Genomic DNA, 24,621 nt, shown 5'->3' on the forward strand with positions numbered 1-24,621 from the left:
CTCCCTTTGCTCCCCAGACGGTTTCACTCATCAGAAGACGCCAAAGGGCCCAGCTCACCCCCAAGCCGATTCGGTTGCATGACAAAGATGGGGGATCCCCGTTGTCAAACGTTCCGAAACATGCGTCAGGCGCAAACTGGGCCCTATCTGCTACATGAGAAAAAGTCTTGTGGACTTCTCCCCGCAGACAACCAGCTGTCGTCCAAGTGTTACCACTGTCTGAAAAATCATTGATTACAGTCATCATAACGAAAACGCTTTCGCTTTTCCAGAGGAAAATGCCAAAAACAGGTGCCTACTTCGCAAAAAAAGCAGCGGCAAGTTGGCTCATATCCGCCGGCAAAGGCTCCGTCCATTCCATGCAAAGACCCGTCCGCGGATGGACGAAAGAGAGTCGGAAGGCATGCAAAGCTTGTCTGCCGATATGCTCCCGGCTGCCTCCATACAAATCGTCTCCGGCCAATGGATGCCCGAGATGGCTCATATGAACGCGAATCTGATGGGTACGCCCCGTATCAAGCGCAAGCTCCAGATGCGTCATGCCATCCCCGCGGGCAAGCACACGAAAATGGGTGACAGCCGTCTGACCATCGGGGCGTACCTGCCGAGTGATGAACGAGTCCTCTGCGAGACCGATCGGTGCGTCGATCGCTCCTTCCTCTCGCTCTACCACCCCTTCCGCAATCGCCTGATAAATGCGCTGAATCGTGCGCTCCTGCTGCATCCGGCTGAATTGCTCGTGGGCCCACTGATTTTTGGCGACGATCAAAAGTCCCGATGTATCCTTATCCAGACGGTTCACGGCGCGAAATCTTCTGTGCTCACCACGTTTTTGCCAGTAAGCGATCACCCCGTTGGCCAGCGTCCCGCCCGCATGATTTCCCGTTGGGTGGACGACCAGTCCCGCAGGCTTGGCAATCACCATCAAGTCATCGTCCTCGTAACGGATGGCAAGCGGCATTTCTTCCGGTGCGACCGTCTCTTCTTCATCCTCCGTGACCATCACCGCGATTTCATCCCCTGCCTGCAGCTTTTCGTTCACAAATACATGCTCTCCGTTGCGTGTAATCAATCCCTTGAATTTTGCCCGAATCAGCAGGCGGCGGGACACTCCGTAGCGCTTTTGCAGCACATCCCGGACTGTGTGGCCTGTATCCGCTTCGTCTGCCGTAAATCGTATCAGCTCTTCTAGCATGTTGTCTCTCCTTTGGGTCATACCTGATGCCAGTATACCAAAAAGATCGGCCAATCGTCCGCAGACAACGCTGCCAGCTACAATCTCGGTTGTCGTACTTCAATCACAAAGGCGTGCCCGGCGTCTCCTTGTTCCCATTGCCCACGAACGTCGAACAAGTACCAGCCAGGCTGCTCAGGCGCCTTCCACTCGTTTCCGTTTTCCAGCGATTGATCCATCTGTTTGGTTCCGAGCCATTGGGTGACGCGCAGCGTTTTATCGATGGGGGGCTGTGGAAAGGTCACCGTAAGTGTCGCTCCAGGCTGGACAGATAGCGGCTTGGGCTTTTTTTCACCGATGACTTCAGGAGGAGCTGCCATGTCTATACACACGCCTTGTCCCTCGTACTCCCAACAAGACGAAGTGGGGACCGTGGACGCTGATTTCCCTTGCCAGCTTATCAGTGGTTCCGGTGGATGGGGCAGCTGCTTGGCGGTGGAAACACTCGTCTGCCATGGCTGACAGCCTGTCAACAGCACAGAGGCCGTTAGGCACAATCGAGCGATGATTCCGGCTTTTTTCATGCAATCACCTCAGTCATAAGACGCAAAAAAAGCCGGGATGTTACACCCGACTTGCAGACTGTGTCACTGCCACACGCTTTCCGGAATCGCATGCGCTCTTGCGGTTGTCTGCAAATACTCATCCAGATGTTCAGCCGGCCTCTTCACAGGCTTACCATGGCATACCTCCAGATGAGCCGGCTGCAGCTCCCGCAGAATCAGGCTGCTTTTGAGCGCTTCAGCCATATCTGCCGTAAACATCGGCATCGGCCTGTTCAGCTTCCCTGCCTTTGATGTGAACAAATCTCCGGCCAAAAGCACCCCGTCCGCTTCATGGTAGTAAACGACGTGGCCGGGAGAATGACCAGGTGTGTGATATGGCGTGAGCCCTGCGGTGGTCTCCAGTTCTCCCTCCGCCGTTTTCCGAAGCGGCTGCACGACCCCCGGTGTCACCGTCATTTCTGCCTTTTTCCGGCGAGGGTATGGCTCCTTCCCCTCCAAATAAGGAATTTCGATTTCATGCGCGAATACGGGAGTCTTTCTGGCTTCCACGATGCGTTTTACCGCTCCCACGTGATCGGAATGGCCATGTGTGAGCACGATCTGCTTGAGGGGACCTGCTCCCAGCTGATCGATGAAAGAAAGGATGCCTTTTGTCAGGAATGGGATGCCCGCATCCACCAGCGTGACCCCATCAGGCTCGACGACGACCCAGACGCGCAAGGGAATGACCAGCCAGGTACTGAGGCTCCATACATGCTCTGATATTTGTTCTGCTTTCATTTTCGACCCGCTCCTTTTTCCATCTGTTGTTTGCATCCCTCGAGGACGACTTCCACCGACAGTTCAAACGTAGGAGCCAGCCTTTCCATCAGCTGCTCACTCGTTTCCTCGGAGTGGGTATACGTCCCAATGATTCCATGCAAGGCATAAAAGTAGATGCGTGCAAAAGCGAGCGCCCGAGCTTCGTTCTTTTCCTCAGGCAGACTCTGCAGCAGCGCAGATTTCATAAGGTCAAACAGCTTCGTTCGCAGGATTTGCAGCTCTTCAGCAGGCTCCGCCTCTACATCAATACGTGATGCCTTGACCATAAAGAACAGCGTGTACATGGTGCGGTGCGACAGGCAAAACTCGATGAACAGGACACTGACCTTCTTCAACCGGTCATCCTGTGAAAGGGTGCTGTCAGCGATCACGTTCTCCATTTGCTTCTGAAGTGCTTGGAGTGGACCGACAGACAATTCGTGCAGCAAGGCTTCCTTATCTTTAAAGTAAATGTATAGAGTCGTATGCGAGCATCCTGCCTCCTTGGCAATTTCCCGGATCGACACGGCATCAAAGCCTTTTTGGGAAAAGAGCTCCGCTGCCGCTGTCAAAATCGCTTTTTTGGTTTCTTCTGAACGCATTTCCTGTCTGCTTGCCATCGATTGAACTCCCCTTGTCGGACCTTTTACTAACCATCGGTAACTAACCGTTGGTAATAATATAACCACTGGTTACACATTCGTCAATACACTTTTTTCCATTCATCAGGAAATGGGCGGATCCAAACGAAAAACGCTCCTCCCACTTTGGGGCTGAGCGTTTTCGCTTGTTCCTATTTATTTGTCGTTTTGCCGCTGCATGATGTAGAACGCATAACCGTAATAGGCTCCGTATTTTTTGTACAGGTCGATTTCCCTCTGCGTCTCATCCAGCGCTTGCTGCATTTCCACCTGTCCGTCGTACCTCTCCCGCAGCAAGGCGACTCGCTCCTGCAGCGGTCTGTAGTACTCCCACCAGCCTGCCTCTGGCAACGTAAAATGATGGAGAAGATGATAGCCTGCTTCCTCAATGATTCCCTCGTTTGCCTCTGCCTGCTTGATTGCGGGGTAATTCTCCATCCAAAAGGCTTCAATCTCATCCGGGCGTTCTTGGGTCAGCCATGTCAACTCCGAGACGACCAGGTAGCCATTTGGCGCAAGCAGCTTCCTCCACTCGCGCAGACCGCGCTCAAACCCGATGATATAGATAGCGCCCTCCGACCAGATCAGATCCATGCTCTCTTGCGGAAAAGGCATGTCGAACATGTCACCTTGGACCGTCTTGATCTGCTGCGTCAGTCCGTGCTCGGCCGTCCACTTTTCCAGCTCTCGCAGAAACGGCTCGTGACGGTCCAGGGCTGTGATCGTCCCTTCCGTCAATGTGGCCAGCTCCTTTGTCTGCATACCTGGACCGCAGCCAACATCGAGAATGTTCGGATGTGCCGGCAGCCCATTCAGCAGGCGAAATGCTTTTCTCGTGCTCTCGTTATTTCCTGGCCCTTCCCGCGGGATGTCTTTATGAATTTCAAAAAACGGATGGTTACTCATCGTTTCGAATCTCCCCTCTCGTGATGGGCGCCAGGAAAAATGTCTACCCCCAACCACTCTTCATCCATAGAATTACCTCCAGCTTAGCATCTGTCATCGGCCCCCAGCAAATGAAAAAGCCCTCATTCGTCCCATAGACGAAGAGGGCCTGGCTCATTTTCTTCAGCGCTTGCAGCTTACTTCGCAGCTTGTGCAGCAGCGATAGCAGCTTCGTAGTTTGGATGCTCGCCAGCAGCCGCAACGTACTCAGCGTGTACGACTTTGTCGTTCGCGTCGATGACGAATACAGCGCGGGACAAGAGGCGGAATTCTTTGATTGCTACGCCATACGCAGTACCAAAGGACAGGTCTTTGTGGTCAGACACGGTTTTCACCTTGTCGATGCCAGCAGCACCGCACCAACGGTTTTGTGCGAAAGGCAGGTCAACGGAAACAGTCAGGACAGTCACGCCATCCAATTTTGCTGCTTCTTCGTTGAAACGGCGAGTTTGCGCATCGCAAACGCCTGTGTCAATGGAAGGGATTACGGAGATGATGCGAACGGTTCCTTTGGAATCAGCCAAAGTCACTGGGTTCAGGTCTCCGCCTACTACTGTGAAATCAGGAGCAGTATCGCCCACTTTGATTTCCGGACCCACCAAAGTTACAGGGCCACCTTTGAATACGAATGCGCCTTGGCGCTCTACAGCTGTTGCCATGATTTCTTCCTCCTCACCAATCATTCATATGTACTTACTCATCATACCCTATCATTCGCTTTTTTTCACTATGCCAATAGTAGAAATTACAGATTCGATTGCACTTTTGTGGTCGAACTGGATTCTATTTTCTCAATTCGCTTCACTTCGTGCTCGTACTCCCAATCTGTTTTTGCATTCAGCTCATGGCAGCGCATCAGTGCATGATAGAGCGCGAAGACAAAGTGGACATTTTTCAATTCGTATCGATTGGCATGCACCTTGGGCAGAGCCGTATTGATGATCTCGATCTGGAACGTCGCCCTCTTTCCCTTCTGCCTGACCGGAACGATGTAACCCATCCGCTTCAGGACGAAGCCGTAGTCAAATTCCCCCTCGTCGTCAAAATCAACGGTACAATCTGATGTTGCCAGATACTCCAGCAGTGTGCCCAAATCCAACAGATCGTAGCAAGCGGGCTTTGGCATGGACAGAACTGAGCCGTCATTATTTACAAAGTAAATATCGTCCCGGTAATGAAAAATCAGTTCGTCTTCCGGTACTTCATCAGGGAACATCCATTGACCTTGTGGAATGAGCAGACGCCATATCTGTGCTGGTTCCGCATGTAACAGTTCCATGGCAGGGATCCCTCCTTTTCCCTACCAGTTTTGGCAAAAGCCTCATTCGCTATTCAGCACCCCGCGCCAGCAAATATCCCCGCCAATCGCCGTCCTGCACCCGAATGCCCTCTCGTCTGACATACTCCTCATCCAAATAGCGATACACGTACGCGGTCACCGCTTCATTCGACTCCGCTATCCATGCGGTCACCTCCATGCGTTCGTACTCATTTCTCGGATCGTCTGGGCCGAAATACGTCTCCAGCTCATCCAGGCCGGATAGCGCTGCCTCGTACTCATGCTGCGCAAAGAATAGTAGGGCGCCAACCACGTCCTCTGTCCCTTCCACTAGGCCCGGATAGCCTTGTGGCAGGTGATAGATTGCCCCTCTGATGGTGGCGGCAATCGCCTTATGCTGATAGGGTCTCACATAGCAATCGTGGTTTTGAAAGCCTTCCAATAATGTACCGTATACGAACACGGGTATCGTCTTGTTCACCGTATCCCACTCCCTCTCTATCAGAATCCTCTCTGGGAAAAAAGGCTGTTTTGTATAGTGAAGATTTTGTATATTGTAATTATATATACTTTTTTCAATTGTTTCTTACAAGCGATAAAAGGGGAGAGAAACCATGCAAAAGAGAAAGATCAATCGATTACTGGTTGCCAACCGCGGCGAGATCGCCATTCGCATCTTCCGTGCCGCAACCGAGCTGGGAATCCGGACTGTAGCCATTTACTCTGAGCAGGATAACGTCTCGATTCATCGTTTCAAAGCGGACGAGTCCTATTTGGTGGGCGCCGGAAAAGGTCCCATCGAAGCTTACCTGGACATCGAAAGCATCATCGAAATCGCCAAGCGCAACGACATCGATGCCATTCACCCGGGCTATGGCTTCCTCGCAGAGAACGCCGATTTTGCAAAACGCTGCCAGGATGAAGGAATCATTTTTATCGGCCCATCCTCTGAGCTGATCGACAAGTTTGGCGATAAGGTCGAAGCGAGACGTCTTGCTGTCGAAGCGAACATACCCGTCATCCCTGGGACCCCAGAACCAATCGAAACGTTGCAGGAAGCTCTCCTCTTTGCCAAAGAATACGGGTATCCGATCATCATCAAAGGCGTATCCGGCGGTGGCGGTCGCGGCATGCGCATCGTCCGCAGCCAGGATGAGCTCCAGGACTCCCTGGATCGCGCCCGCTCAGAAGCACGCTCGTCGTTTGGAAATGCGAAAGTATACCTGGAGCGCTATCTGGAGCAGCCAAAGCATATTGAAGTCCAAATTCTTGGGGACAATCACGGCAACATCGTCCATCTCTTCGAACGAGATTGCTCCGTGCAGCGCCGCCATCAAAAGGTAGTGGAAGTCGCCCCCAGCCTGTCCCTCGATGACGAGCTGCGAAATGACATTTGCCAGGCTGCCTTGACATTGATGCAAAAGGCTGGATATTCCAATGCAGGTACGGTCGAGTTCTTGCTCACCCCTGACAAGCGTTTTTACTTCATCGAGGTAAATCCGCGCATTCAGGTCGAGCATACCATCACCGAGCTGATCACGGGAATCGATATCGTGCAGGCACAGATCCGCGTTGCCGAAGGACATCTTCTCTCCGATGCGGAAATTGGCATCGATTCGCAGGATGCCATCACGATGAACGGATACGCCATCCAGTGCCGCGTGACAACCGAGGACGCGGAAAACAATTTCCTGCCGGATGCGGGACGTCTCCTCGCTTGGCGCTCAGGCGGCGGCTTTGGCGTACGTCTCGATGGCGGTAACGGTTATCCGGGCGCCATCATTACGCCGTTCTACGATTCGCTGCTGGTCAAAATTTCGACCTACGGAACAAGCTTTGATCAAGCCGCTCGCAAAATGCTGCGGACCCTTCGCGAATTCCGCATTCGCGGCGTGAAGACCAACCTGCCTTTCCTGGAAAACGTCGTGACCCACCCTGATTTCCTGAGTGGCAGCTACGACACATCCTTCATCGATACAAAACCGGAGCTTTTCGTTTTCCCTGGTCGCCAGGACAGGGGGACAAAATTACTTTCCTACATCGGGAATACCATTGTCAACGGGTATCCTGGTATCGGCAAGCCCGAGAAAAAACCGCATTTTGATTCACCGCGGATTCCACGCACGCCATTCAGCCAGCCCTATCCGGACGGAACCAAACAAATCCTCGATCGCGATGGCGCTGACGGGCTTGTGAAGTGGATTCAAGAGCAGAAACAGGTACTGATTACCGACACGACTTTCCGCGACGCTCACCAATCTCTGTTTGCGACGCGTGTGCGCACGTACGATCTCGCTTCTGTCGCTGAGGCTACAGGCAAGCTGGGCGCGGGACTTTTCTCTCTGGAAATGTGGGGCGGCGCTACTTTTGACACCAGCATGCGCTTCTTGCAGGAGTCACCGTGGGAACGACTGCAAATCTTGCGCGAGCGGATTCCCAACATCTTGTTCCAGATGCTCCTGCGGGGGGCAAATGCTGTCGGCTACACCAACTACCCGGATAATGTCATCCAATCCTTCGTCAAAGCATCTGCGGAAAATGGCATCGACGTCTTCCGCATCTTCGACAGCCTGAACTGGCTGCCGGGCATGCAGACCGCCATCGAGGCCGTTCGCAATACCGGCAAAATCGCCGAAGCATCCATCTGCTACACCGGCGACATTCTCGATCCATCCAAAACCAAATACACGCTCGCCTACTACGTCGATCTGGCGAAGCAGCTGGAACAAGCCGGCGCTCACATTCTCGCGATCAAAGACATGGCTGGCCTCCTGAAGCCGTACGCTGCCTACGAGCTGGTACGTGCCCTGAAGCAGGAGATTGGTATTCCGATTCACCTGCACACGCACGACACCTCTGGAAATGGCGGTGCGATGCTGCTAAAGGCAATCGAAGCCGGCGTGGATATCGTAGATGCTTGCGTGAGCTCGATGTCTGGCCTGACTTCCCAGCCTAGTCTGAATGGTCTGATTGCCAGCCTGACACACACCGATCGAGACAGCAAGCTCTCTCTCGAAACCTTCAACAAGCTCTCGGACTACTGGGAGGATGTTCGCCCGTACTACCAGGGCTTTGAAAGCGGCATGAAAGCGAGCAACACCGAGGTATACGTGCATGAAATGCCAGGCGGTCAATACACGAATCTCGAACAGCAAGCCAAAGCGGTCGGTTTGGAAGGACGCTGGGAAGAAGTCAAGCACATGTACGCCGTCGTCAACCAAATGTGCGGGGATATCGTAAAAGTGACCCCTTCTTCCAAGGTCGTGGGAGATCTGGCGCTGTTTATGGTGCAGAACAACCTCACGGAGGAGAACATCTGGGAAAAAGGCACACGTCTCGACTTCCCGGATTCCGTCATCCAATTCTTCCAAGGCTATCTGGGTCAGCCCCCGGGCGGCTTCCCGAAAAACCTGCAAGAGCTCGTCTTGAAGGGCCGCGATGCCTTCACTGCGCGTCCCGGCGAGCTGCTCGCACCCATCGATTTTGCACAGGTCACCACTGAGCTGGAAGAGAAAATCGGGCGCGAACCGAGCGAGCTGGATGTCCTCTCCTACATCATGTATCCGCAGGTTTACCTGCAATTCGATCAACGGATGAAAGAGTACGGTGACCTCTCCGTCCTGAATACCTCCACTTTCTTCTATGGACTGCGTCCAGGGGAAGAGACGGCGATCACCATCGAACGAGGCAAAACGCTCATCATCAAGCTCGTTGCAGTCGGCGAGCTGCATCCGGATGGCCGACGCATCATTTACTTCGAGTTGAATGGTCAGCCTCGCGAAATCTTCGTACGCGATCAGTCCGCGATCGTCAGCGAGCAGATCCGGCGCAAGGCTGACGCACAAAACCAGGCGCATCTGGGCGCATCCATGCCGGGTAAAGTGTTGAAGGTTCTGGTCTCTGAAGGAGACAAGGTCCGCAAAGGGGAGCATCTATTGGTCAGCGAAGCCATGAAGATGGAAACGACCATCCAAGCACCTATGGACGGAAAAATCAAGTCCGTCTACGTTAAAGCCGGCGAAGCGATCGAGACTGGAGATCTCCTCATTGAAATGGAATAAAGATCCTCTATAATGGGTGTAGGACTTTTGTGAACGGAGGAGGTACCGAAATGAAAGTGAACAGAATCAGCCATATCCCGTACAGCCAGCGGGTCGGCCGGTATCATTTTCAGATGGTTCAGGCGAAGCTGCACGCCCCAGTCAATCCGATCAGCAGCTACAACCTTCAACCGTTCTACACCCGAGAGCAGCAATGGAGGACTGAGCTGTCCGATTCTTTATCACGCCTCTACCGCTATTCGGCTGATTTGGATAAGGCGGCTCGCGAGTTCGACCCTGAGCGGAAAGGCAGCACCATCAATGAACGGCAGGCGATCAGCTCAGATCCGGAGGCAGCCACAGCAAAGGCATATGCCAGCGCGCAATCTAAGACGTATCAGCTCGATATCTTGCGCTTGGCAAGCACACAGACCAACAGAGGAAAATGGGAAGAAGGCAGTACCCCAACTTCTGTATCCCAAGGTCATCAGCAATTTGCCGTGGTTTCAGGGGAACGAGAGGAATCGTACTCGTTTTACTCCCATCCCGCTGATTCTCACGCTCAAAGCATGAAGCGAATGGAACAAGCGATCGTCACCCAAGGCCCATCCGTCGTACTGCCGCGCGTAGAGGAAAATGGGAGCATGCAGGCTCTTGTCCTGGAGAGCAGCGAGACAGGAGCGGACCACGGCTTTACCTTGCACGATCAAAAAGGCAACAGTGTACGAGCGTCTGGAATCCAGCGCGTAGAGAAGCGTGCAGGCGATGCCGAATTCATCCTGGACGGACAGCGCGGCTTCTCTTCCCACAACCGAATCAGCATCGGAGGTGGCGAGGTACAGGTATCGATGCTGCAGGCCGGAAACGGTACCGTATCGATCACAGTCTCACCTGATACGGAACGCTTGCTCCAGCAAACCCGTCGTTTGGTGGGAGCATACAACCGTCTCCAGCTTTTTCTCCAAGAGCAACAGGAAACACTGGCCACGCAAAAGCTTGAGAATTTTGAACGAGCGGCTCAAGCTGCGAACGGTGTCCTCAGCCAGTTTGGCATCAGACTTTTGCCGAACGGACTGCTGGAGCAGGATGACCATACATGGCTGGAAGCGGTTCAAGTCCGTTATGAAGATTTTGCGGAAGCCATGAAAGGATTGACCAAGCAGTTTCGCGAGGAAGTCATGCATGTTCAGTCTTCGCCGCTCGGCTCCTTTTCCCGATCCTTTGAAGAAATTGGCGGCTGTATTCCGTACGCCTCTCCATCGCCATCCAGCATGCGTTACATGCAGGCCGGATTGTTCATCAACCTGTTGTTTTAGAAATCAAAAACAGGTGCGCCCATGACAAGCGTACCTGTTTTTGTTTTTCCGCCATCTTCAGCTTCGCTCCATTAAATCTTCCAGATCATTGTCCTCCACCACTACCGTAGTGGAGTGCAGCGTAGTTTCGTCCTTTTTGAACATCGCTTGCATCTTGTCGACGAACTGTGGAACAGAGTCCAAAATTCGGTCGTACAGATGCGTCGAGTTTTCAAGAGGAATGGAACGAATCCCCTGCTTGCCTACCACTAAAAAGGCAACTGGGGTGATGGACACCCCACCGCCACTCCCACCGCCAAAGGGATAGCTCAGCGCACCCGGGTGATCACGGTCGTACTGAAACTCACTTCCCCCTGCTGCAAAACCAAAACCCACTTTAGAGATAGGCAAGATGACGCTTCCATCCGGCGTCTCTACCGGGTCCCCGATAATGGTGTTCACATCGACCATTTGCTTGATATTTTCCATTGCCGTTCGCATTAAGCCTTGAATCGGGTGGTCTGCCAAGTCGCTTCCTCCTTTCGATCTTTCCGCATTCGTTAGCATGCCCTTAAAAACGGGAAGCATGTACATTCAGCTTGTCTGCTACTCGATACTACGCTTCGGACGGTGCAGTCCCCCATTTGCTCACGCGCCTTTTTCGCAAACGGAGATACATTTTGACTGTAACGACAATGACATGTCCCAGCATGAAATGGAGCACGCAATCGAAATTCGTGCGAATCATGGCTTGATTCCATATCGGCTGCACACTCATGCGAGGGATGGCCCGCAAGGAAACCGCATGGGAAATCACCCCGATCAATATGCTTTTGACGCCCCAAACAACACCAGTCAATGCTCCTGTCTCTGAAGCTTGTCCGGTTCCCATAACCGTATGCCACTCCAGCTTCGTACAGCGGAAATGTTTGAACAGTTCTTTGAACATCGGTTGGAAATCATGAATTTTATCTAGATATTCACGGTAATTGTGATACCATTTGTGCGCCTGCTTGCGCGTCAAATCCTGTATTTTTTCTTTCGTTTTGCTCTTTTGCTGGACAGTCTCTACTTTTGCCACCAGCTCTGGACCGGCTTCTGACTGCTTCAGAAATACCATGGGAATTTCGTACTTCCTGCGAATCAGACGGAACCATGCCGCCACCTCGATGACGACATGATCGTTTTCGCCGATCCTTCCATAGAAAAGCGAGATTTGTACGGGAGTAAGGAATGCCAAGATGACGAGAACGATGACGGACACAATCAGCCAGCTCACCAAAAAAACCCACCCTTCCCTCCTAGTATGGGTGGAAAGAGTGGGATTTATGTCCATTGATCGCGATCAGTCCAAAACGTAAACGTTCACACCTTGCTTCATTCCGTACCTCTGTGCATCACTGAGCGTGGGAAGGTACAAGTCAACATGACGCTGTTTGACTGCTCCGCCGATATCAGCCGCTACTGCGTAGCCATATCCGTCGATGTACAAGTGTGTCCCGAGTGGAATCACATTCGGATCGACTGCGACTACCCCTTTGCGCAATGGATACTCGAGATAAGACAGAACTGACGAATTACTCGGATAACTGTAAGCGGTCGTCTTTACGGTCAGCTTTTCGCGATAGGCTGTCCCGTTGGCCAAGGCTCCTTGATCCGCTGCTTTGGACGTCAGCAGATGCAATGCAGCGTAGGTCGCCGCTTCTGCACGTGTGATCGTCGTTTGTGGTTTGAGGGTACCGTCTGTGTAAGGACTGACCAAACGGTTCTGCAGCGCATATACGAGCGGCCGCTGGAAATCCTCTTTCACATCATTTCCATCTTCATACTTGGCCAAGGATTGCATCGTCGTTGACCATTTCAGCTGATTGACCGCTCCGCTCTGTCCCATGGCACGGATAAGAATGGAGACCATCGCTTCTCTTTGCACGGTCTGATTTGGGTTCAAGTAGACCCGGTTGCCTTGCTTTTGCCCATGAACCATTCCCAGTCGATACGCTATCTCCGCATAAGGGGACAACCAGCTGCCCGCAGGAACGTCAGCGAAAGAAGATTGCGTCGATTGGACGGGCTCAACCCCCTTTGCCTTGACGAACAAGGTAATTAATTCTCCGAGAGTCACAGGGTCATCCGGTCGAAATGCATCCGTCTGCCCAACCGCTCCCGCTATGTATAATTGTTCAATTTGTTTCTCTGCCCAGTGACCTGCAACGTCTGCGTACGGGATGGTGGAATTCTCTGTGTCATTCGTCATTGCCTCTGCGGCTGGCACTCCCATGAACATCATGGCAGCCAGAGAGGCCAGGATCATCGTTTTCCTCATCATCAACCTCCGATATAGCGGTATGTATAACTTTCCTATCATTTTAGTGGACCTGAGACGAAAAACAACGCACAATTGTTACCAGTACTCTGGAAAAACCGAAAAGGACGCCCTTGATTCAGGCTGTTTCCTGACCCAAGGGCATCCGCAGATCCATTAACTCGCGAAAATGTGTTTGCCGATTTTTTTAATTTGCGGACGCGACCAGATCCAGCTGGAAGTAGCGGTGTCTGGATTGAAATAGTAGAGTGCACCGCCCGATGGATCCCATCCTCTCACAGCGTCCCAGGCAGCTCGGTAGGCAGTCACATCCGGAGTAAGCCAGAACTGACCATCATCCACTGCCGTGAAGGCATACGGTTCAAAGATGACCTCTCGGATGGTGTTGGGGAAATTGGCGGATTGCATCCGATTCATGGCAACGGCAGCGACTGCTACCTGGCCTACATATGATTCTCCGCGCGCTTCCGAGTACACTAATTGAGCGAGCAGCTGCATCTCTGTTCGATTCACAGATACTTTCTTCATTACACGCCATGTGTCGTCACCTACCACACCATCTGCAGTAAGTCCGTAATTTCGCTGAAACGCTCTGACAGCATTGGCTGTATTGCTGCCATAGATGCCATCCAGGTTGTCATTGTAGTAACCGAGCATTTGCAAACGGTATTGCACATCCCAGACGTCTCCGTTTACGCTCCCTCGTTGCAGCTGTGTAGCGGCAAACGACTCCGTAGGCATAACAATAGCCACTGCCAAAATTGCGAGCAGCAAGGTAGTCAGCGTCTTTTTGTTCAACCACATAAAAACGTCCCTCCTTACGCACTCATTCTACAAGCTGGCGAAAGTAGGTTCAATTCAAGCATTTTACAAAGGGCGCCAATGGATTCCTGCCTTGCATGGAAATTCCCCGATTCTCAGTGCTTGTACCGCGGCTGAATTTGTTTCAATATTTCTTCGAGCTTTCCTGCGTTATCCTTGTATTTCTGCTGCAGCTTCGAGTCTTGCTCCGCATTCGCCTGCTGCTCCAGATCCTTCAGGCATTGCTTCAAAGTCTCATAAGTTTCCTCTATTTGCGTTTTCTTCTTGTTACTGCCTGCATCGCTCATATAATCAAGGTATAGATTCCCGCTCTCATCGACTTGCCCGAGGAAAACATCTTCCACCGACTTGTTGCGCCTTTTCAATTGCGTTTCCAACCACACCTGGTTTTTTCCAATGGCAGCCAATGGAATCGGCATGATTTTGCCATCCATGATGATGGTTTGGGGGGCTTTGGCCTTTGGAACGTGTAAGCCCAGCTGACTAGGTGTTACGGGTGCTTGCTCCGTTTTTAGCATCACGGTTAACTCTCCGCTTGTCTCCATCAAAGCAAATTCGACATCCGCTACACGAAAGACGTTTTTGACGCGCAGCTGCTCTAGCAAATCTTCGGAAGTCAGCTTCTCCTTGGCGAGATTGTTCTCTAATATCTTGCCGTCTTGAATCACGATTGTCGATTTTCCTTCCATGATGTCACGGTACCATTTGCTCTTGAGCGAGATCCATTCGCTCAGAGCAGGGAAGACCGCAAATATCGTAAGGGAGATCAGGCTGTGAAAAATGGGCCCATCCATCTCCGTAGCCATGAAAGCGGCGATGGAACCGATCGTGATTCCGACTATGTATTCAATATAAGTGAGTTGCTTTATCTGTCTTTTGCCGATTAATTTGGTGAGAAGAAACAAATAGACCAGTGCTCCAATTGACCGAAGTGCTATGTTTAGCCAGTCTGGCATCCTTCTTTCCTCCTTTTCAGCGTTTTCAAGCGTTCAAAAAGGAAAGACACCCGCAGGTGCCTTTCCCCATCCAGCTTATTCAATTAGCCACGACCAGCCAATTGTTGTTCAGCGAAGGAGACAAGACGTTTTGTAATCTCTCCCCCAACTGAACCGTTTTGACGGGAAGTGGTGTCAGGTCCAAGCTGAACGCCGAACTCGGATGCGATTTCGTACTTCAGCTGGTCCAAAGCTTGGTTCGCTTGTGGTACGAGCAGATTGTTACTGTTTCCACCGTTGTTGTTAGCCATCTTATTTCACCTCCTCGTCGTTGGTAGCTTTAATATGTGTGAACGGCTAGAAGTTCATTCGTTTCAAAACAATTTTTTTCACTTCCAATTTATAGCTTTATAACCCCAGCAGATATTCTGCGGTTCGTTGGGCTGAATCGGGACGGCGCACGACTTCCATCCTCATGATCGCGTCTTCCCACTGCTTTTTGTTTCTCCAACGCCCGATGACCGTACGAATATCCTCGGGGCACATGGCGACAATGGCTGCTTCATTCCTCATGAAGAACCCGCTGTTTCGTCTCTCTTGTCCAGGCAAGGGTTGATATAAGATAAGCGGGGTTTTCATTGCCAGCGCCTCGGCACAGCTGATCCCTCCCGGCTTTGTGATATAGGCATCTGCAGCTCCAATCCATTGCCACATTTGCTGTTCATAGCCTCTGATCCATACGATGTGCTGCAGGCTTTCTTCCTGTCGCAGCCATGCTTCGAGCTGCTGGTGAAGTCGGGCATTTTTCCCCGCAATCACGATAATCTGCATCGGCTCTTGGACGTGGAGCAACTCCTGCAGTACCCGCTTTATCCCACCGTGCCCTCCTTCGCCTCCGCTTATCAGCACGGTGAATTTCTCTGGTTCTAGGCCTAATTGGACTCTCCAGTTGGGCTTGTCCCTTATGTCCGCTCGTGAAAAATCAGGACGTACCGGAATGCCATGAACGTGAATTTTTTCGGGACTCACCTGATAATCGGTGGCCAAAACGTCAGCCAGCTGCTCATGAGCCACGATATACGTATCAATCAGGGGATGAACCCAAAATCCATTAATGTGGAAATCCGTCGGGATGCTGACAAGATGAAATGGCTTGTCCATTTTTTGCTTGGCATGAGCCAGTGCAGACAAGCAATACGCATGAGTGGCTACGACGACGTCGGGCTCCTCCTTCAGCAGAAGCTCTTGAATCAGCCTTTTAGAAAGCCACCACCCCAACGGCTTTTTCAATGCCGCGTTCCACAGGCTCTCCTGTTCATACAGGCGTTGCCAGAGGGGAGGTGCATAGCGCAGCATCCCCAGATAAAAAAAACGGGACAGCCCCCGCAATGCGGGACTGGCCGTCTCCAACCCTCCAACAATTCTTGTCGACTCTACGCCAGATCGTAAGCGTAATTCCTCTGCAAGCGCCTGGGCGGCCATCCTGTGGCCACTTCCCGCCCATTCCTCCATGACGAATAAAAATCGCTTACCCATCAGTCGACCTCTCCTGTGGATGCGTGCATCGTTCCATAGCGCTTCAGCAATGCTTCCTTGGACATGTAGACCCTCTTTAAGGGCATCTCGTGGTTCCAGGTTTGCACCCGCTTTTTGCCATCAGGATGAACGATACGCAGCAGCAGCCGCAAATACCACCGCTTGTATCGGAAAAACCAATTCATGGGAACATCTGAAATGGAAAAGCCCAAAGGCTGGACCCCTTTATGCAGCATCGTAGTCCCGACAATCCCTTTAATTCTTTCTCTCTCCGGCATGGACTCTAGATAAGCAGCCAATTTCGGCAAAGATACCATGATTTGCCGCCGGAGAAGCAGGGCTACCCGCAAGTCGTCTTTGACCCCTTTGCAGAGCGTTGCGAAGTAGTAATTATGAATATGTATTTTGACGATGAGATCACCGTTGAAAATGGTTTGATTGTCTGATGTGACCAGAGTCTCACCTCGGTAACGAAGTGGCACCACACGAAAAATATTGGCCCCCTTCTCTATGTATTTGAGTCGCGTGCAGCGCTGATACACATCGTCCCACAGCCCCCAGAGCACCAAGAGACTCGAATTCATCTGCATCCGGATCCTTTCTGGACTATTTTTTCGTAGTATGCCCCAGAATGCAGTACCCTCATTACCTGATTACGCCCTTTTTATTCGCCCCCACAGCATGACGAGAGCCGCGACGATGACCGGCAGCCACATATGATTAAGCATGAGAGGATTGATCCATTTCCATATGTATGGATCCTCCAGGCACATTTCAACAGCCGTAAATGCGAGCACGCCACCTCCTGCGATGACGAGCCAGCTAAAACGGTTCATGAGCCGCGCTATGAAGGCACTGCCCCACATCAAGAGAGGGATGCTCATCAATAGCCCCAACAAGACAAGCCATATATCGCCATGTGCAGCACCGCCAACCGCCAATACGTTGTCCAGACTCATTACAAAATCTGCCAAAATAATGGTGCGAACCGCTTGCCCCACGGTCTGATTGCGGGAAACTTCTGCCAGTTCCTCGTTTTCTCCCAACATCAGCTTGCATGCGATCCATAGCAGCAAAAACCCGCCTATCGCTTTGACCAGCGGGATATCTAACATCCAGGTTGTCAGGCTTGTCAGTAAAATTCGCAAAAGGATCGCACCTAGTGTCCCGTACAGGACGGCTCGTGTTCTTTCTTCCCGTGGAAGCCCCCGGCAAGCCATCCCGATCACAACCGCATTGTCGCTGCTCAGGACAAGATCGATCATAAAAATATGCACCAGTCCCAGCCAAAAATGCTCTTCCATCCCTGCCTCCCTGGTCCACCAAAGTCTGTCCATTCTACTTTATGCGACTAAAATCGGACTCATGCTTAAATTTTTTTCCGAATAAAGGAACTTTTTAGCGGATTTTGTAGATAAGAACTTCCATAAAAAAACATTTTATTGCGAATTTAGGAGAATTATACCTTGTCTTTCCTAGCCCTTTTCCATTACGATTTTAGTGGGGTGGATAAGAGATGGTGGAGACCGTGACGCTTAATCTTTTTAATGTTTCTAGGAAAATTTTAGATATGGCACCAAGCATTACCACATTGTGGATGCAAGAAATCGTTCGCAGTATGGAAATCCCTGTAACAATCCCTCGCGATTTCGCGGAAAAGCGTACGGTGCTATTAGCTCGCTATCTGGTGGAAAATGTGGATCAAGATATGCAGACGTGGTCCCTGGATATGGGAGAGTGGCTGCGCTCGCAGGAATTCCCCTTCTCCTCCATTTTGCGTACGTATCAATTGTATCGGAATGTATTCTGGCGGGTTCTTCAACCAGAGCTGCATAAATGGTCGTTGTCCTCTACCGATATGCTTTATCTGGAGACACAGCTCGGTAAAGCGATGGATGAGAGTGTCTTCTGGGCGGTCTACCATTTTGAGCAAATGATGAATGAAGAGCTGGTCCAAAAAGAAGAGACCATTTCCTACTTACACAACGACAAATTGACGATGCTCGGTAAAATAGCAGCAAACATGGCCCATGAGCTCCGAAATCCGCTCTGTGCGATCGAAGGATTCCTGAAGCTGATCGGAGAGTCTACCAAGGAACAGGCCAAATTGCAGTCTTACATTCAGGTTGTCATGCATGAGTTTGAAAATTTGCATCGACAGCTTACCGGTTTCTTGAGTTTCTCGAAAAAACCGATCTTGGATGAAATTTTCAAGACCGTTCAAGTAGAAAGCTTATTTGAAGAAGTGGAATTGCTCATCACTCCCCGTTTGCTGGGAGAAAACATACGCTTTGAAAAACAAATCCACCCCTGCTCTCTCGCTTGTTATGAAGAAGGCCTAAAGCAAGTCATTGTGAACTTACTGAACAATGCCATTGACGCGGTCCAGCATCGTCCTGAAAAAAGTATCAGTGTCATCGCCACATCCTCTGACGGATGGCTGTATTTGAGTGTAGAGAACAATGGAGAGATGATACCGCCGGAGATCGTCGAGAGTTTGTTTCAGCCGTTTTTTACAACCAAACAAAATGGGACAGGCATCGGATTGTCCATCTGTAAAAACATCATCGAGAAGCACCAAGGCAGCATTCATTGCGATTCCAATGAGAAGCGCACCCGATTTGTCGTATCCCTCCCGATTGAGACTGAGGTGGATCAGCCTGCCCCCACTCTGTGATTGGGCACAAAAAATGCCCCCTGATGCTCAGGAGGCGAGGCAAGAGATCCGTTACCGTTTGGTTGGTAAGCGACCTAAGGCTAACTCTACACGAAAACATATGTTTCTACCACTCAAAAGATTAGACAGACTTCGACACGTGCCAGGATCTATGCAGACTGTAGGGAAGCATGCATGGATCCTTTTTTGTCATGGTGCCAATACTTCGCACACTGCCCGGTTCGCTATGGCATGAATCGCCTGTTCTGCTGTACTGATCCATTTTGCTTAGCTGTTTCGGCACAAACAATGCCTCAATCTCAAATACCAATGCCGAGCGGATTATATAGAACTACATGAAAGGGGTCAGCCACGTTTGACTTCACACATTAGGATCTTGTACCTAGCAAAGCAGTGATGATATCACTTCGTTATAGCCAGCCCGAGTGCCTGATGATCCCATAGAATATCTTCGACAACAGAAACGTTATTCTCCTCGCATGTCACGATTAAGATGACCTCCCCCGTTTTTCCCTTCTTCAGTTCTCGTTCATTCTTGTGTCGCTTGAGCAGATAAATAATCCAATTCAGCAGAACGCCTGTAATAAATCCGGCAGCTGCTCCGATTAACCCCCAGATGACGGGTCCCCAGTCCCAGACAAAACCTTTGGTTGCCCCGATGGTAGCGAACATGAAGGCCAGTACCATCCCTTTATCCACTAAAGACAAACCATCACTACGGTGAATGCTATCCAGCAGCCTGGGGTGTTTTTTACGTGGATCAAGCGGAACGGCGTAGATCTCCGTTATCCCTTTTTCCTCCAATTCGGTTATAGCGATTTCCAGTAAAGTAGAGTATTCAAACGTGACGAATATTTGCATCACTCTACCATGCCCCCAACTGTTATTTGGGTGCCTGAAGGCTGGTATTTCCGCAATAGGTGATTTTTTAGTGCGTCTTCAAAAAGTTTATTATTCTCTACTGTATTCATGTAAGCATCGTAGATCGAAAAGAAATAAAACGAGGGTAAATACAAGAGCCATTGCTTTTCCAAAACAAGTGTGGAAAATCGTATGTTACCTAGGATCAGGTAGTGAATGGCGAGGATCAGATTAGATTTCCATACGAGAATAATGGAACATACAAAAATAAACCCTGCTAAAACAATACGATGGAGATACAATTGCCCAAGGCTGGGTATTCCCAGAGACCATACTACTGCTATCCAAGGCTTGCGTTTGTCAAGGTAGTTTACTTCTATTGCTCCAATGCGAAAAACGTCATAAAACCCATTCTCTCTTTGTGCGAGTAGATAAATCTTATTCATATCAACAGTGGATCGATAACTGTCCCATATCGCAAACAAATAAACAGGTATGTAAAGCATCGTGAATCTGGGTTCCAATATATCTTTTGCCGCTTGAAACTGACCGTTAAAGGAATACACCATTGCTTCATTCAGATGAATCAATTGATTAATGAACACTTCCCATATAATCAATGCGTAGCCTCGGAGATATTTGCTCAGTAGAAGGTGCCCAAAACCGGGGAAAGCCAAGGACCACGCAGCAATAATATAAGGATTTCTTTTATGAAGTTGTGTGGTTCCCAGCAAACTGACATATGCCTTGTTGCGCATATTTCGAACTGTTCCCTGACTTTCCATAATTGACCACCTTTGAAGCTATTTGGTTGTAATTTGCCCAAATGCTTGAGGAACCATTCAAACGAGACATGGTCTATCCCGTGTTGAATGACATTAACATTACTGAATAAACACAAAAAAACAGAGGCCAAATTGGCTCTCTGTTCTCCTCTATTCATATGGAGCGGGTGATGGGAATCGAACCCACGCGACCAGCTTGGAAGGCTGGGGTTCTACCATTGAACTACACCCGCATGTAATTGAGATGGTGCCGAGGACCGGACTTGAACCGGTACGGGAGAAACTCCCGACAGATTTTAAGTCTGTTGCGTCTGCCCATTCCGCCACCCCGGCAAAGCAAGAAAATGATGGGCAAATCATGGTCGGGAAGACAGGATTCGAACCTGCGACCCCTTGGTCCCAAGCCAAGTACTCTACCAAGCTGAGCTACTTCCCGACTGTATCCTTTTCACTCTAGATGAAAAGTGGCGTGCCCTGAGAGATTCGAACTCCCGACCTTTTGATTCGTAGTCAAACGCTCTATCCAGCTGAGCTAAGGGCACATATGGAGCGGACGAAGGGTCTCGAACCCTCGACCTTCGCCTTGGCAAGGCGACGCTCTACCAATTGAGCTACGTCCGCATGTAATTTTGCAGTTGTTTGGTGCGGTCGAGAGGACTTGAACCTCCACGGTGTTGCCACCACTAGAACCTGAATCTAGCGCGTCTGCCAATTCCGCCACGACCGCATGTAAAGTTTAAAAACTGGTGAGCCATGAAGGACTCGAACCTTCGACCCTCTGATTAAAAGTCAGATGCTCTACCAACTGAGCTAATGGCTCTCATTAAGAAAACTGGTGGGGAGAGACGGATTCGAACCGCCGAACCCAGAGGGAGCAGATTTACAGTCTGCCGCGTTTAGCCACTTCGCTATCTCCCCAGTGATGGTGCCGGCAATAGGACTTGAACCCACAACCCCCTGATTACAAGTCAGGTGCTCTACCAATTGAGCTATACCGGCGAACGTATTTATTTTACCAAATCATTCATAGATAATCAACATTTTTTCACTAATTGTAAACGTCTTTCATCTTCATGAATGTTGCCATTCTTGAAAAGAATGGCGGAGCTGACGGGACTCGAACCCGCGACCTCCGGTGTGACAGACCGGCGTGAACTCCAACTTCACCACAGCTCCATATTATTTTCCTTGAACTCGACGCTTATTCAAGGTCGTACAAGGAGAAAATTTGGTTGCACCCTACGGGTACTCCCATCTCACTTGAGCAAGATGTACATTCGACGTAGTTCAAGTGAATAATTTGGTTGCGGGAGCAGGATTTGAACCTGCGACCTTCGGGTTATGAGCCCGACGAGCTACCGAGCTGCTCCATCCCGCGACAGGGACCTATTCGGTCAGTAGTAATAGTGGTGGAGGCTGACGGGATCGAACCGCCGACCCTCTGCTTGTAAGGCAGATGCTCTCCCAGCTGAGCTAAGCCTCCACATTCTCTTAATGGGATATTTTATGGTGACCCGTAGGGGATTCGAACCCCTGTATGACAGCGTGAAAGGCTGCTGTGTTAAACCGCTTCACCAACGGGCCATAGCATGGTTGGGTAATAATCATGGTGCTCCCGACAGGAATCGAACCTGCGACCTCTTCCTTACCATGGAAACGCTCTACCGACTGAGCTACAGGAGCATGAATATGGCTCCTCGGGACGGACTCGAACCGCCGACCGATCGGTTAACAGCCGATTGCTCTACCAACTGAGCTACCGAGGAACATTGAAGGTCATTCCTTCAAAACTGAATACGCATGTTTGCTAAAGAATGTGTGGATAAGTCCTCGACCGATTAGTATTCGTCAGCTCCACGTGTTACCACGCTTCCACACCGAACCTATCAACCTCATCGTCTATGAGGGGTCTTACCAGCTTGCGCTGTGGGAAGTCTCATCTTGGAGGGGGCTTCACGCTTAGATGCTTTCAGCGCTTATCCCGTCCGCACATAGCTACCCAGCTGTGCCACTGGCGTGACAACTGGTGCACCAGCGGTGCGTCCATCCCGGTCCTCTCGTACTAAGGACAGCTCTCCTCAAACTTCCTACGCCCGCGACAGATAGGGACCGAACTGTCTCACGACGTTCTGAACCCAGCTCGCGTACCGCTTTAATGGGCGAACAGCCCAACCCTTGGGACCTACTTCAGCCCCAGGATGCGATGAGCCGACATCGAGGTGCCAAACCTCCCCGTCGATGTGGACTCTTGGGGAGATAAGCCTGTTATCCCCAGGGTAGCTTTTATCCGTTGAGCGATGGCCCTTCCATGCGGAACCACCGGATCACTAAGCCCGACTTTCGTCCCTGCTCGACTTGTAGGTCTCGCAGTCAAGCTCCCTTCTGCCTTTACACTCTACGAATGATTTCCGACCATTCTGAGGGAACCTTTGGGCGCCTCCGTTACCTTTTGGGAGGCGACCGCCCCAGTCAAACTGCCCACCTGGCATGGTCCTCTCGCCCGATAAGGGCGACGAGTTAGAAACTCCGTACATCAAGGGTGGTATCCCACCGACAGCTCCACAGAGGCTGGCGCCCCTGCTTCTCAGCTTCCCACCTATCCTGTACATGATGCACAAAGTTCCAATACCAGGCTACAGTAAAGCTCCATGGGGTCTTTCCGTCTTGTCGCGGGTAACCTGCATCTTCACAGGTATTATGATTTCACCGGGTCTCTTGCCGAGACAGCGCCCAAGTCGTTACGCCTTTCGTGCGGGTCGGAACTTACCCGACAAGGAATTTCGCTACCTTAGGACCGTTATAGTTACGGCCGCCGTTTACTGGGGCTTCGGTTCAAAGCTTCGCTTGCGCTAACCCATCCCCTTAACCTTCCAGCACCGGGCAGGCGTCAGCCCCTATACTTCGCCTTGCGGCTTCGCAGAGACCTGTGTTTTTGCTAAACAGTCGCTTGGGCCTTTTCACTGCGGCCCCCTCGGGCTATAAACCCTACCGGGGCGCCCCTTCTCCCGAAGTTACGGGGCCATTTTGCCGAGTTCCTTAGCAAGAGTTATCCCGCGCACCTTAGGATTCTCTCCTCGCCTACCTGTGTCGGTTTGCGGTACGGGCACCTTATTCCTCGCTAGACGCTTTTCTTGGCAGTGTGAAATCAGGGACTTCGGTACTTAAATTTCCCTCGCCATCACAGCTTGCCCTTACGGTGTGCGGATTTGCCTACACACCAGGCTTACTGCTTGGACGGCCATCCAGTAGGCCGCTCACCCTATCCTCCTGCGTCACGCCATTGCTCAAGCGGAACAGAGGTGGTACAGGAATATCAACCTGTTGTCCATCGCCTACGCCTTTCGGCCTCAGCTTAGGTCCCGACTAACCCTGGGAGGACGAGCCTTCCCCAGGAACCCTTAGGCTTTCGGTGGACAAGATTCTCACTTGTCTTTTCGCTACTTACACCGGCATTCTCACTTCCAAGCGCTCCACCGCTCTTTCCAGTACGGCTTCACTGCTGCTTGGAACGCTCCCCTACCCAGTCCATAAGGACTGCCATAGCTTCGGTGATACGTTTAGCCCCGTTACATTTTCCGCGCAGAGTCACTCGACCAGTGAGCTATTACGCACTCTTTAAATGGTGGCTGCTTCTAAGCCAACATCCTGGTTGTCTGGGCAACTCCACATCGTTTCCCACTTAACGTATACTTGGGGACCTTAGCTGATGGTCTGGGCTGTTTCCCTTTTGACGATGGATCTTAGCACTCACCGTCTGACTCCCGGACATAAGTCATTGGCATTCGGAGTTTGACTGAGTTCGGTAACCCGATGAGGGCCCCTAGCCCAATCAGTGCTCTACCTCCAAGACTCTAAATTCCGAGGCTAGCCCTAAAGCTATTTCGGGGAGAACCAGCTATCTCCGAGTTCGATTGGAATTTCACCGCTAGCCACACCTCATC

General features: G+C 51.1%; 22 protein-coding genes, 15 tRNA genes and 1 rRNA gene (1 of these 38 only partly in view). 3 read left to right on the top strand and 35 right to left on the bottom strand.

The window, feature by feature from the left end:
• Positions 1 to 295 precede the first annotated feature (295 nt).
• The 8 genes from JNE38_RS21230 to JNE38_RS21265 form a co-directional block, all read right to left on the bottom strand.
• Complete coding sequence (locus tag JNE38_RS21230) at positions 296 to 1,195, bottom strand: RluA family pseudouridine synthase (protein WP_203353145.1); 900 nt, start codon at positions 1,193 to 1,195, stop codon at positions 296 to 298.
• Positions 1,196 to 1,272: 77 nt separating this feature from the next.
• Positions 1,273 to 1,758 carry a hypothetical protein gene (locus tag JNE38_RS21235; RefSeq protein ID WP_203353146.1) on the bottom strand — a complete coding sequence of 162 codons (486 nt, stop codon included), beginning with the start codon at positions 1,756 to 1,758 and terminating at the stop codon, positions 1,273 to 1,275.
• A 63-nt stretch (positions 1,759 to 1,821) separates the two neighbouring features.
• On the bottom strand, positions 1,822 to 2,520 hold the full coding sequence (locus JNE38_RS21240; protein WP_203353147.1) for an MBL fold metallo-hydrolase: 699 nt from the start codon (positions 2,518 to 2,520) through the stop codon (positions 1,822 to 1,824).
• On the bottom strand, positions 2,517 to 3,161 hold the full coding sequence (locus JNE38_RS21245) for a TetR/AcrR family transcriptional regulator (protein WP_203353148.1): 645 nt from the start codon (positions 3,159 to 3,161) through the stop codon (positions 2,517 to 2,519). The genes JNE38_RS21240 and JNE38_RS21245 overlap by 4 nt, the downstream gene beginning before the upstream one ends.
• Before the next feature lie 177 nt (positions 3,162 to 3,338).
• Entirely contained in the window at positions 3,339 to 4,088 is a 750-nt protein-coding gene (locus tag JNE38_RS21250; RefSeq protein WP_203353149.1) for a class I SAM-dependent methyltransferase, read from the bottom strand.
• 176 nt (positions 4,089 to 4,264) lie between these two features.
• The gene (gene tpx / locus JNE38_RS21255; RefSeq protein WP_203353150.1) at positions 4,265 to 4,786 is read right to left on the bottom strand and encodes a thiol peroxidase; all 522 of its coding nucleotides are present in this window, start codon (positions 4,784 to 4,786) and stop codon (positions 4,265 to 4,267) included.
• Between the two features lie 86 nt (positions 4,787 to 4,872).
• Positions 4,873 to 5,406, bottom strand: coding sequence for a hypothetical protein (locus JNE38_RS21260; RefSeq protein ID WP_203353151.1), 534 nt, complete (start codon positions 5,404 to 5,406; stop codon positions 4,873 to 4,875).
• Between the two features lie 49 nt (positions 5,407 to 5,455).
• Positions 5,456 to 5,887: a gamma-glutamylcyclotransferase family protein gene (locus tag JNE38_RS21265; RefSeq protein WP_203353152.1), complete on the bottom strand. Its 432-nt coding sequence runs from the start codon at positions 5,885 to 5,887 to the stop codon at positions 5,456 to 5,458.
• Positions 5,888 to 6,020: 133 nt separating this feature from the next.
• On the opposite strand from JNE38_RS21265, the gene pyc reads away from it, so the two are divergent.
• Together pyc and fliD are read left to right on the top strand one after the other, a co-directional pair.
• Complete coding sequence (gene pyc, locus JNE38_RS21270; protein ID WP_203353153.1) at positions 6,021 to 9,467, top strand: pyruvate carboxylase; 3,447 nt, start codon at positions 6,021 to 6,023, stop codon at positions 9,465 to 9,467.
• A 50-nt stretch (positions 9,468 to 9,517) separates the two neighbouring features.
• Positions 9,518 to 10,762, top strand: coding sequence for a flagellar filament capping protein FliD (gene fliD, locus JNE38_RS21275; RefSeq protein ID WP_203353154.1), 1,245 nt, complete (start codon positions 9,518 to 9,520; stop codon positions 10,760 to 10,762).
• 57 nt (positions 10,763 to 10,819) lie between these two features.
• Here fliD and ytfJ read toward each other — a convergent pair whose 3' ends face one another.
• The 9 genes from ytfJ to JNE38_RS21320 form a co-directional block, all read right to left on the bottom strand.
• Positions 10,820 to 11,269 (bottom strand): GerW family sporulation protein, encoded by a 450-nt coding sequence (ytfJ, locus tag JNE38_RS21280; RefSeq protein ID WP_203353155.1) that lies wholly within the window; start codon positions 11,267 to 11,269, stop codon positions 10,820 to 10,822.
• Positions 11,270 to 11,357: 88 nt separating this feature from the next.
• The gene (locus JNE38_RS21285) at positions 11,358 to 12,020 is read right to left on the bottom strand and encodes a DUF2953 domain-containing protein (protein WP_203353156.1); all 663 of its coding nucleotides are present in this window, start codon (positions 12,018 to 12,020) and stop codon (positions 11,358 to 11,360) included.
• Between the two features lie 66 nt (positions 12,021 to 12,086).
• Positions 12,087 to 13,052, bottom strand: a complete 966-nt coding sequence (locus JNE38_RS21290) for a 3D domain-containing protein (protein ID WP_238933406.1) — start codon at positions 13,050 to 13,052, stop codon at positions 12,087 to 12,089.
• A 168-nt stretch (positions 13,053 to 13,220) separates the two neighbouring features.
• A complete protein-coding gene (gene sleB / locus JNE38_RS21295) occupies positions 13,221 to 13,868 on the bottom strand; it encodes a spore cortex-lytic enzyme (RefSeq protein ID WP_203353158.1) in 648 nt (215 codons plus the stop codon).
• A gap of 113 nt (positions 13,869 to 13,981) precedes the next feature.
• Entirely contained in the window at positions 13,982 to 14,842 is an 861-nt protein-coding gene (locus tag JNE38_RS21300; RefSeq protein ID WP_203353159.1) for a DUF421 domain-containing protein, read from the bottom strand.
• An 83-nt stretch (positions 14,843 to 14,925) separates the two neighbouring features.
• Complete coding sequence (locus JNE38_RS21305) at positions 14,926 to 15,132, bottom strand: alpha/beta-type small acid-soluble spore protein (RefSeq protein ID WP_203353160.1); 207 nt, start codon at positions 15,130 to 15,132, stop codon at positions 14,926 to 14,928.
• 97 nt (positions 15,133 to 15,229) lie between these two features.
• The gene (locus tag JNE38_RS21310; RefSeq protein ID WP_203353161.1) at positions 15,230 to 16,357 is read right to left on the bottom strand and encodes an MGDG synthase family glycosyltransferase; all 1,128 of its coding nucleotides are present in this window, start codon (positions 16,355 to 16,357) and stop codon (positions 15,230 to 15,232) included.
• Positions 16,357 to 16,941, bottom strand: coding sequence for a YkoP family protein (locus JNE38_RS21315; protein ID WP_203353162.1), 585 nt, complete (start codon positions 16,939 to 16,941; stop codon positions 16,357 to 16,359). The genes JNE38_RS21310 and JNE38_RS21315 overlap by 1 nt, the downstream gene beginning before the upstream one ends.
• Positions 16,942 to 17,010: 69 nt before the next feature.
• Positions 17,011 to 17,661 carry a TerC family protein gene (locus JNE38_RS21320; RefSeq protein WP_203353163.1) on the bottom strand — a complete coding sequence of 217 codons (651 nt, stop codon included), beginning with the start codon at positions 17,659 to 17,661 and terminating at the stop codon, positions 17,011 to 17,013.
• Positions 17,662 to 17,873: 212 nt separating this feature from the next.
• Between JNE38_RS21320 and JNE38_RS21325 the strand changes: the two genes are divergently transcribed.
• Positions 17,874 to 19,034 (top strand): sensor histidine kinase, encoded by a 1,161-nt coding sequence (locus JNE38_RS21325; RefSeq protein ID WP_203353164.1) that lies wholly within the window; start codon positions 17,874 to 17,876, stop codon positions 19,032 to 19,034.
• A gap of 402 nt (positions 19,035 to 19,436) precedes the next feature.
• On the opposite strand, the gene JNE38_RS21330 is transcribed toward JNE38_RS21325, so the two are convergent.
• The 18 genes from JNE38_RS21330 to JNE38_RS21415 form a co-directional block, all read right to left on the bottom strand.
• The gene (locus JNE38_RS21330; RefSeq protein WP_203357673.1) at positions 19,437 to 19,895 is read right to left on the bottom strand and encodes a hypothetical protein; all 459 of its coding nucleotides are present in this window, start codon (positions 19,893 to 19,895) and stop codon (positions 19,437 to 19,439) included.
• Positions 19,895 to 20,680: a hypothetical protein gene (locus tag JNE38_RS21335; RefSeq protein WP_203353165.1), complete on the bottom strand. Its 786-nt coding sequence runs from the start codon at positions 20,678 to 20,680 to the stop codon at positions 19,895 to 19,897. The genes JNE38_RS21330 and JNE38_RS21335 overlap by 1 nt, the downstream gene beginning before the upstream one ends.
• A 159-nt stretch (positions 20,681 to 20,839) precedes the next feature.
• Positions 20,840 to 20,913, bottom strand: a tRNA-Gly gene (locus JNE38_RS21340).
• Between the two features lie 12 nt (positions 20,914 to 20,925).
• Positions 20,926 to 21,013, bottom strand: a tRNA-Leu gene (locus JNE38_RS21345).
• A 26-nt stretch (positions 21,014 to 21,039) separates the two neighbouring features.
• Positions 21,040 to 21,116 (bottom strand) — tRNA-Pro (locus tag JNE38_RS21350).
• 29 nt (positions 21,117 to 21,145) lie between these two features.
• Positions 21,146 to 21,222 (bottom strand) — tRNA-Arg (locus JNE38_RS21355).
• A 3-nt stretch (positions 21,223 to 21,225) separates the two neighbouring features.
• A tRNA-Gly gene (locus tag JNE38_RS21360) sits at positions 21,226 to 21,301 on the bottom strand.
• A 19-nt stretch (positions 21,302 to 21,320) separates the two neighbouring features.
• Positions 21,321 to 21,407, bottom strand: a tRNA-Leu gene (locus JNE38_RS21365).
• Positions 21,408 to 21,424: 17 nt separating this feature from the next.
• Positions 21,425 to 21,500 (bottom strand) — tRNA-Lys (locus JNE38_RS21370).
• Positions 21,501 to 21,513: 13 nt separating this feature from the next.
• Positions 21,514 to 21,598 (bottom strand) — tRNA-Tyr (locus JNE38_RS21375).
• A gap of 5 nt (positions 21,599 to 21,603) precedes the next feature.
• Positions 21,604 to 21,679 (bottom strand) — tRNA-Thr (locus JNE38_RS21380).
• A 100-nt stretch (positions 21,680 to 21,779) separates the two neighbouring features.
• Positions 21,780 to 21,856, bottom strand: a tRNA-Asp gene (locus JNE38_RS21385).
• Between the two features lie 125 nt (positions 21,857 to 21,981).
• A tRNA-Met gene (locus tag JNE38_RS21390) sits at positions 21,982 to 22,058 on the bottom strand.
• 29 nt (positions 22,059 to 22,087) lie between these two features.
• Positions 22,088 to 22,163, bottom strand: a tRNA-Val gene (locus JNE38_RS21395).
• A 24-nt stretch (positions 22,164 to 22,187) separates the two neighbouring features.
• Positions 22,188 to 22,264: transfer RNA gene (locus JNE38_RS21400), tRNA-Glu, on the bottom strand.
• 23 nt (positions 22,265 to 22,287) lie between these two features.
• Positions 22,288 to 22,363: transfer RNA gene (locus JNE38_RS21405), tRNA-Thr, on the bottom strand.
• A gap of 7 nt (positions 22,364 to 22,370) precedes the next feature.
• Positions 22,371 to 22,446: transfer RNA gene (locus tag JNE38_RS21410), tRNA-Asn, on the bottom strand.
• Between the two features lie 52 nt (positions 22,447 to 22,498).
• Positions 22,499 to 24,621, bottom strand: a 23S ribosomal RNA gene (locus JNE38_RS21415) (it continues 804 nt past the right edge of the window).

The organism is Brevibacillus choshinensis (genome assembly GCF_016811915.1).
In the GTDB taxonomy this organism is placed as follows: domain Bacteria; phylum Bacillota; class Bacilli; order Brevibacillales; family Brevibacillaceae; genus Brevibacillus; species Brevibacillus choshinensis_A.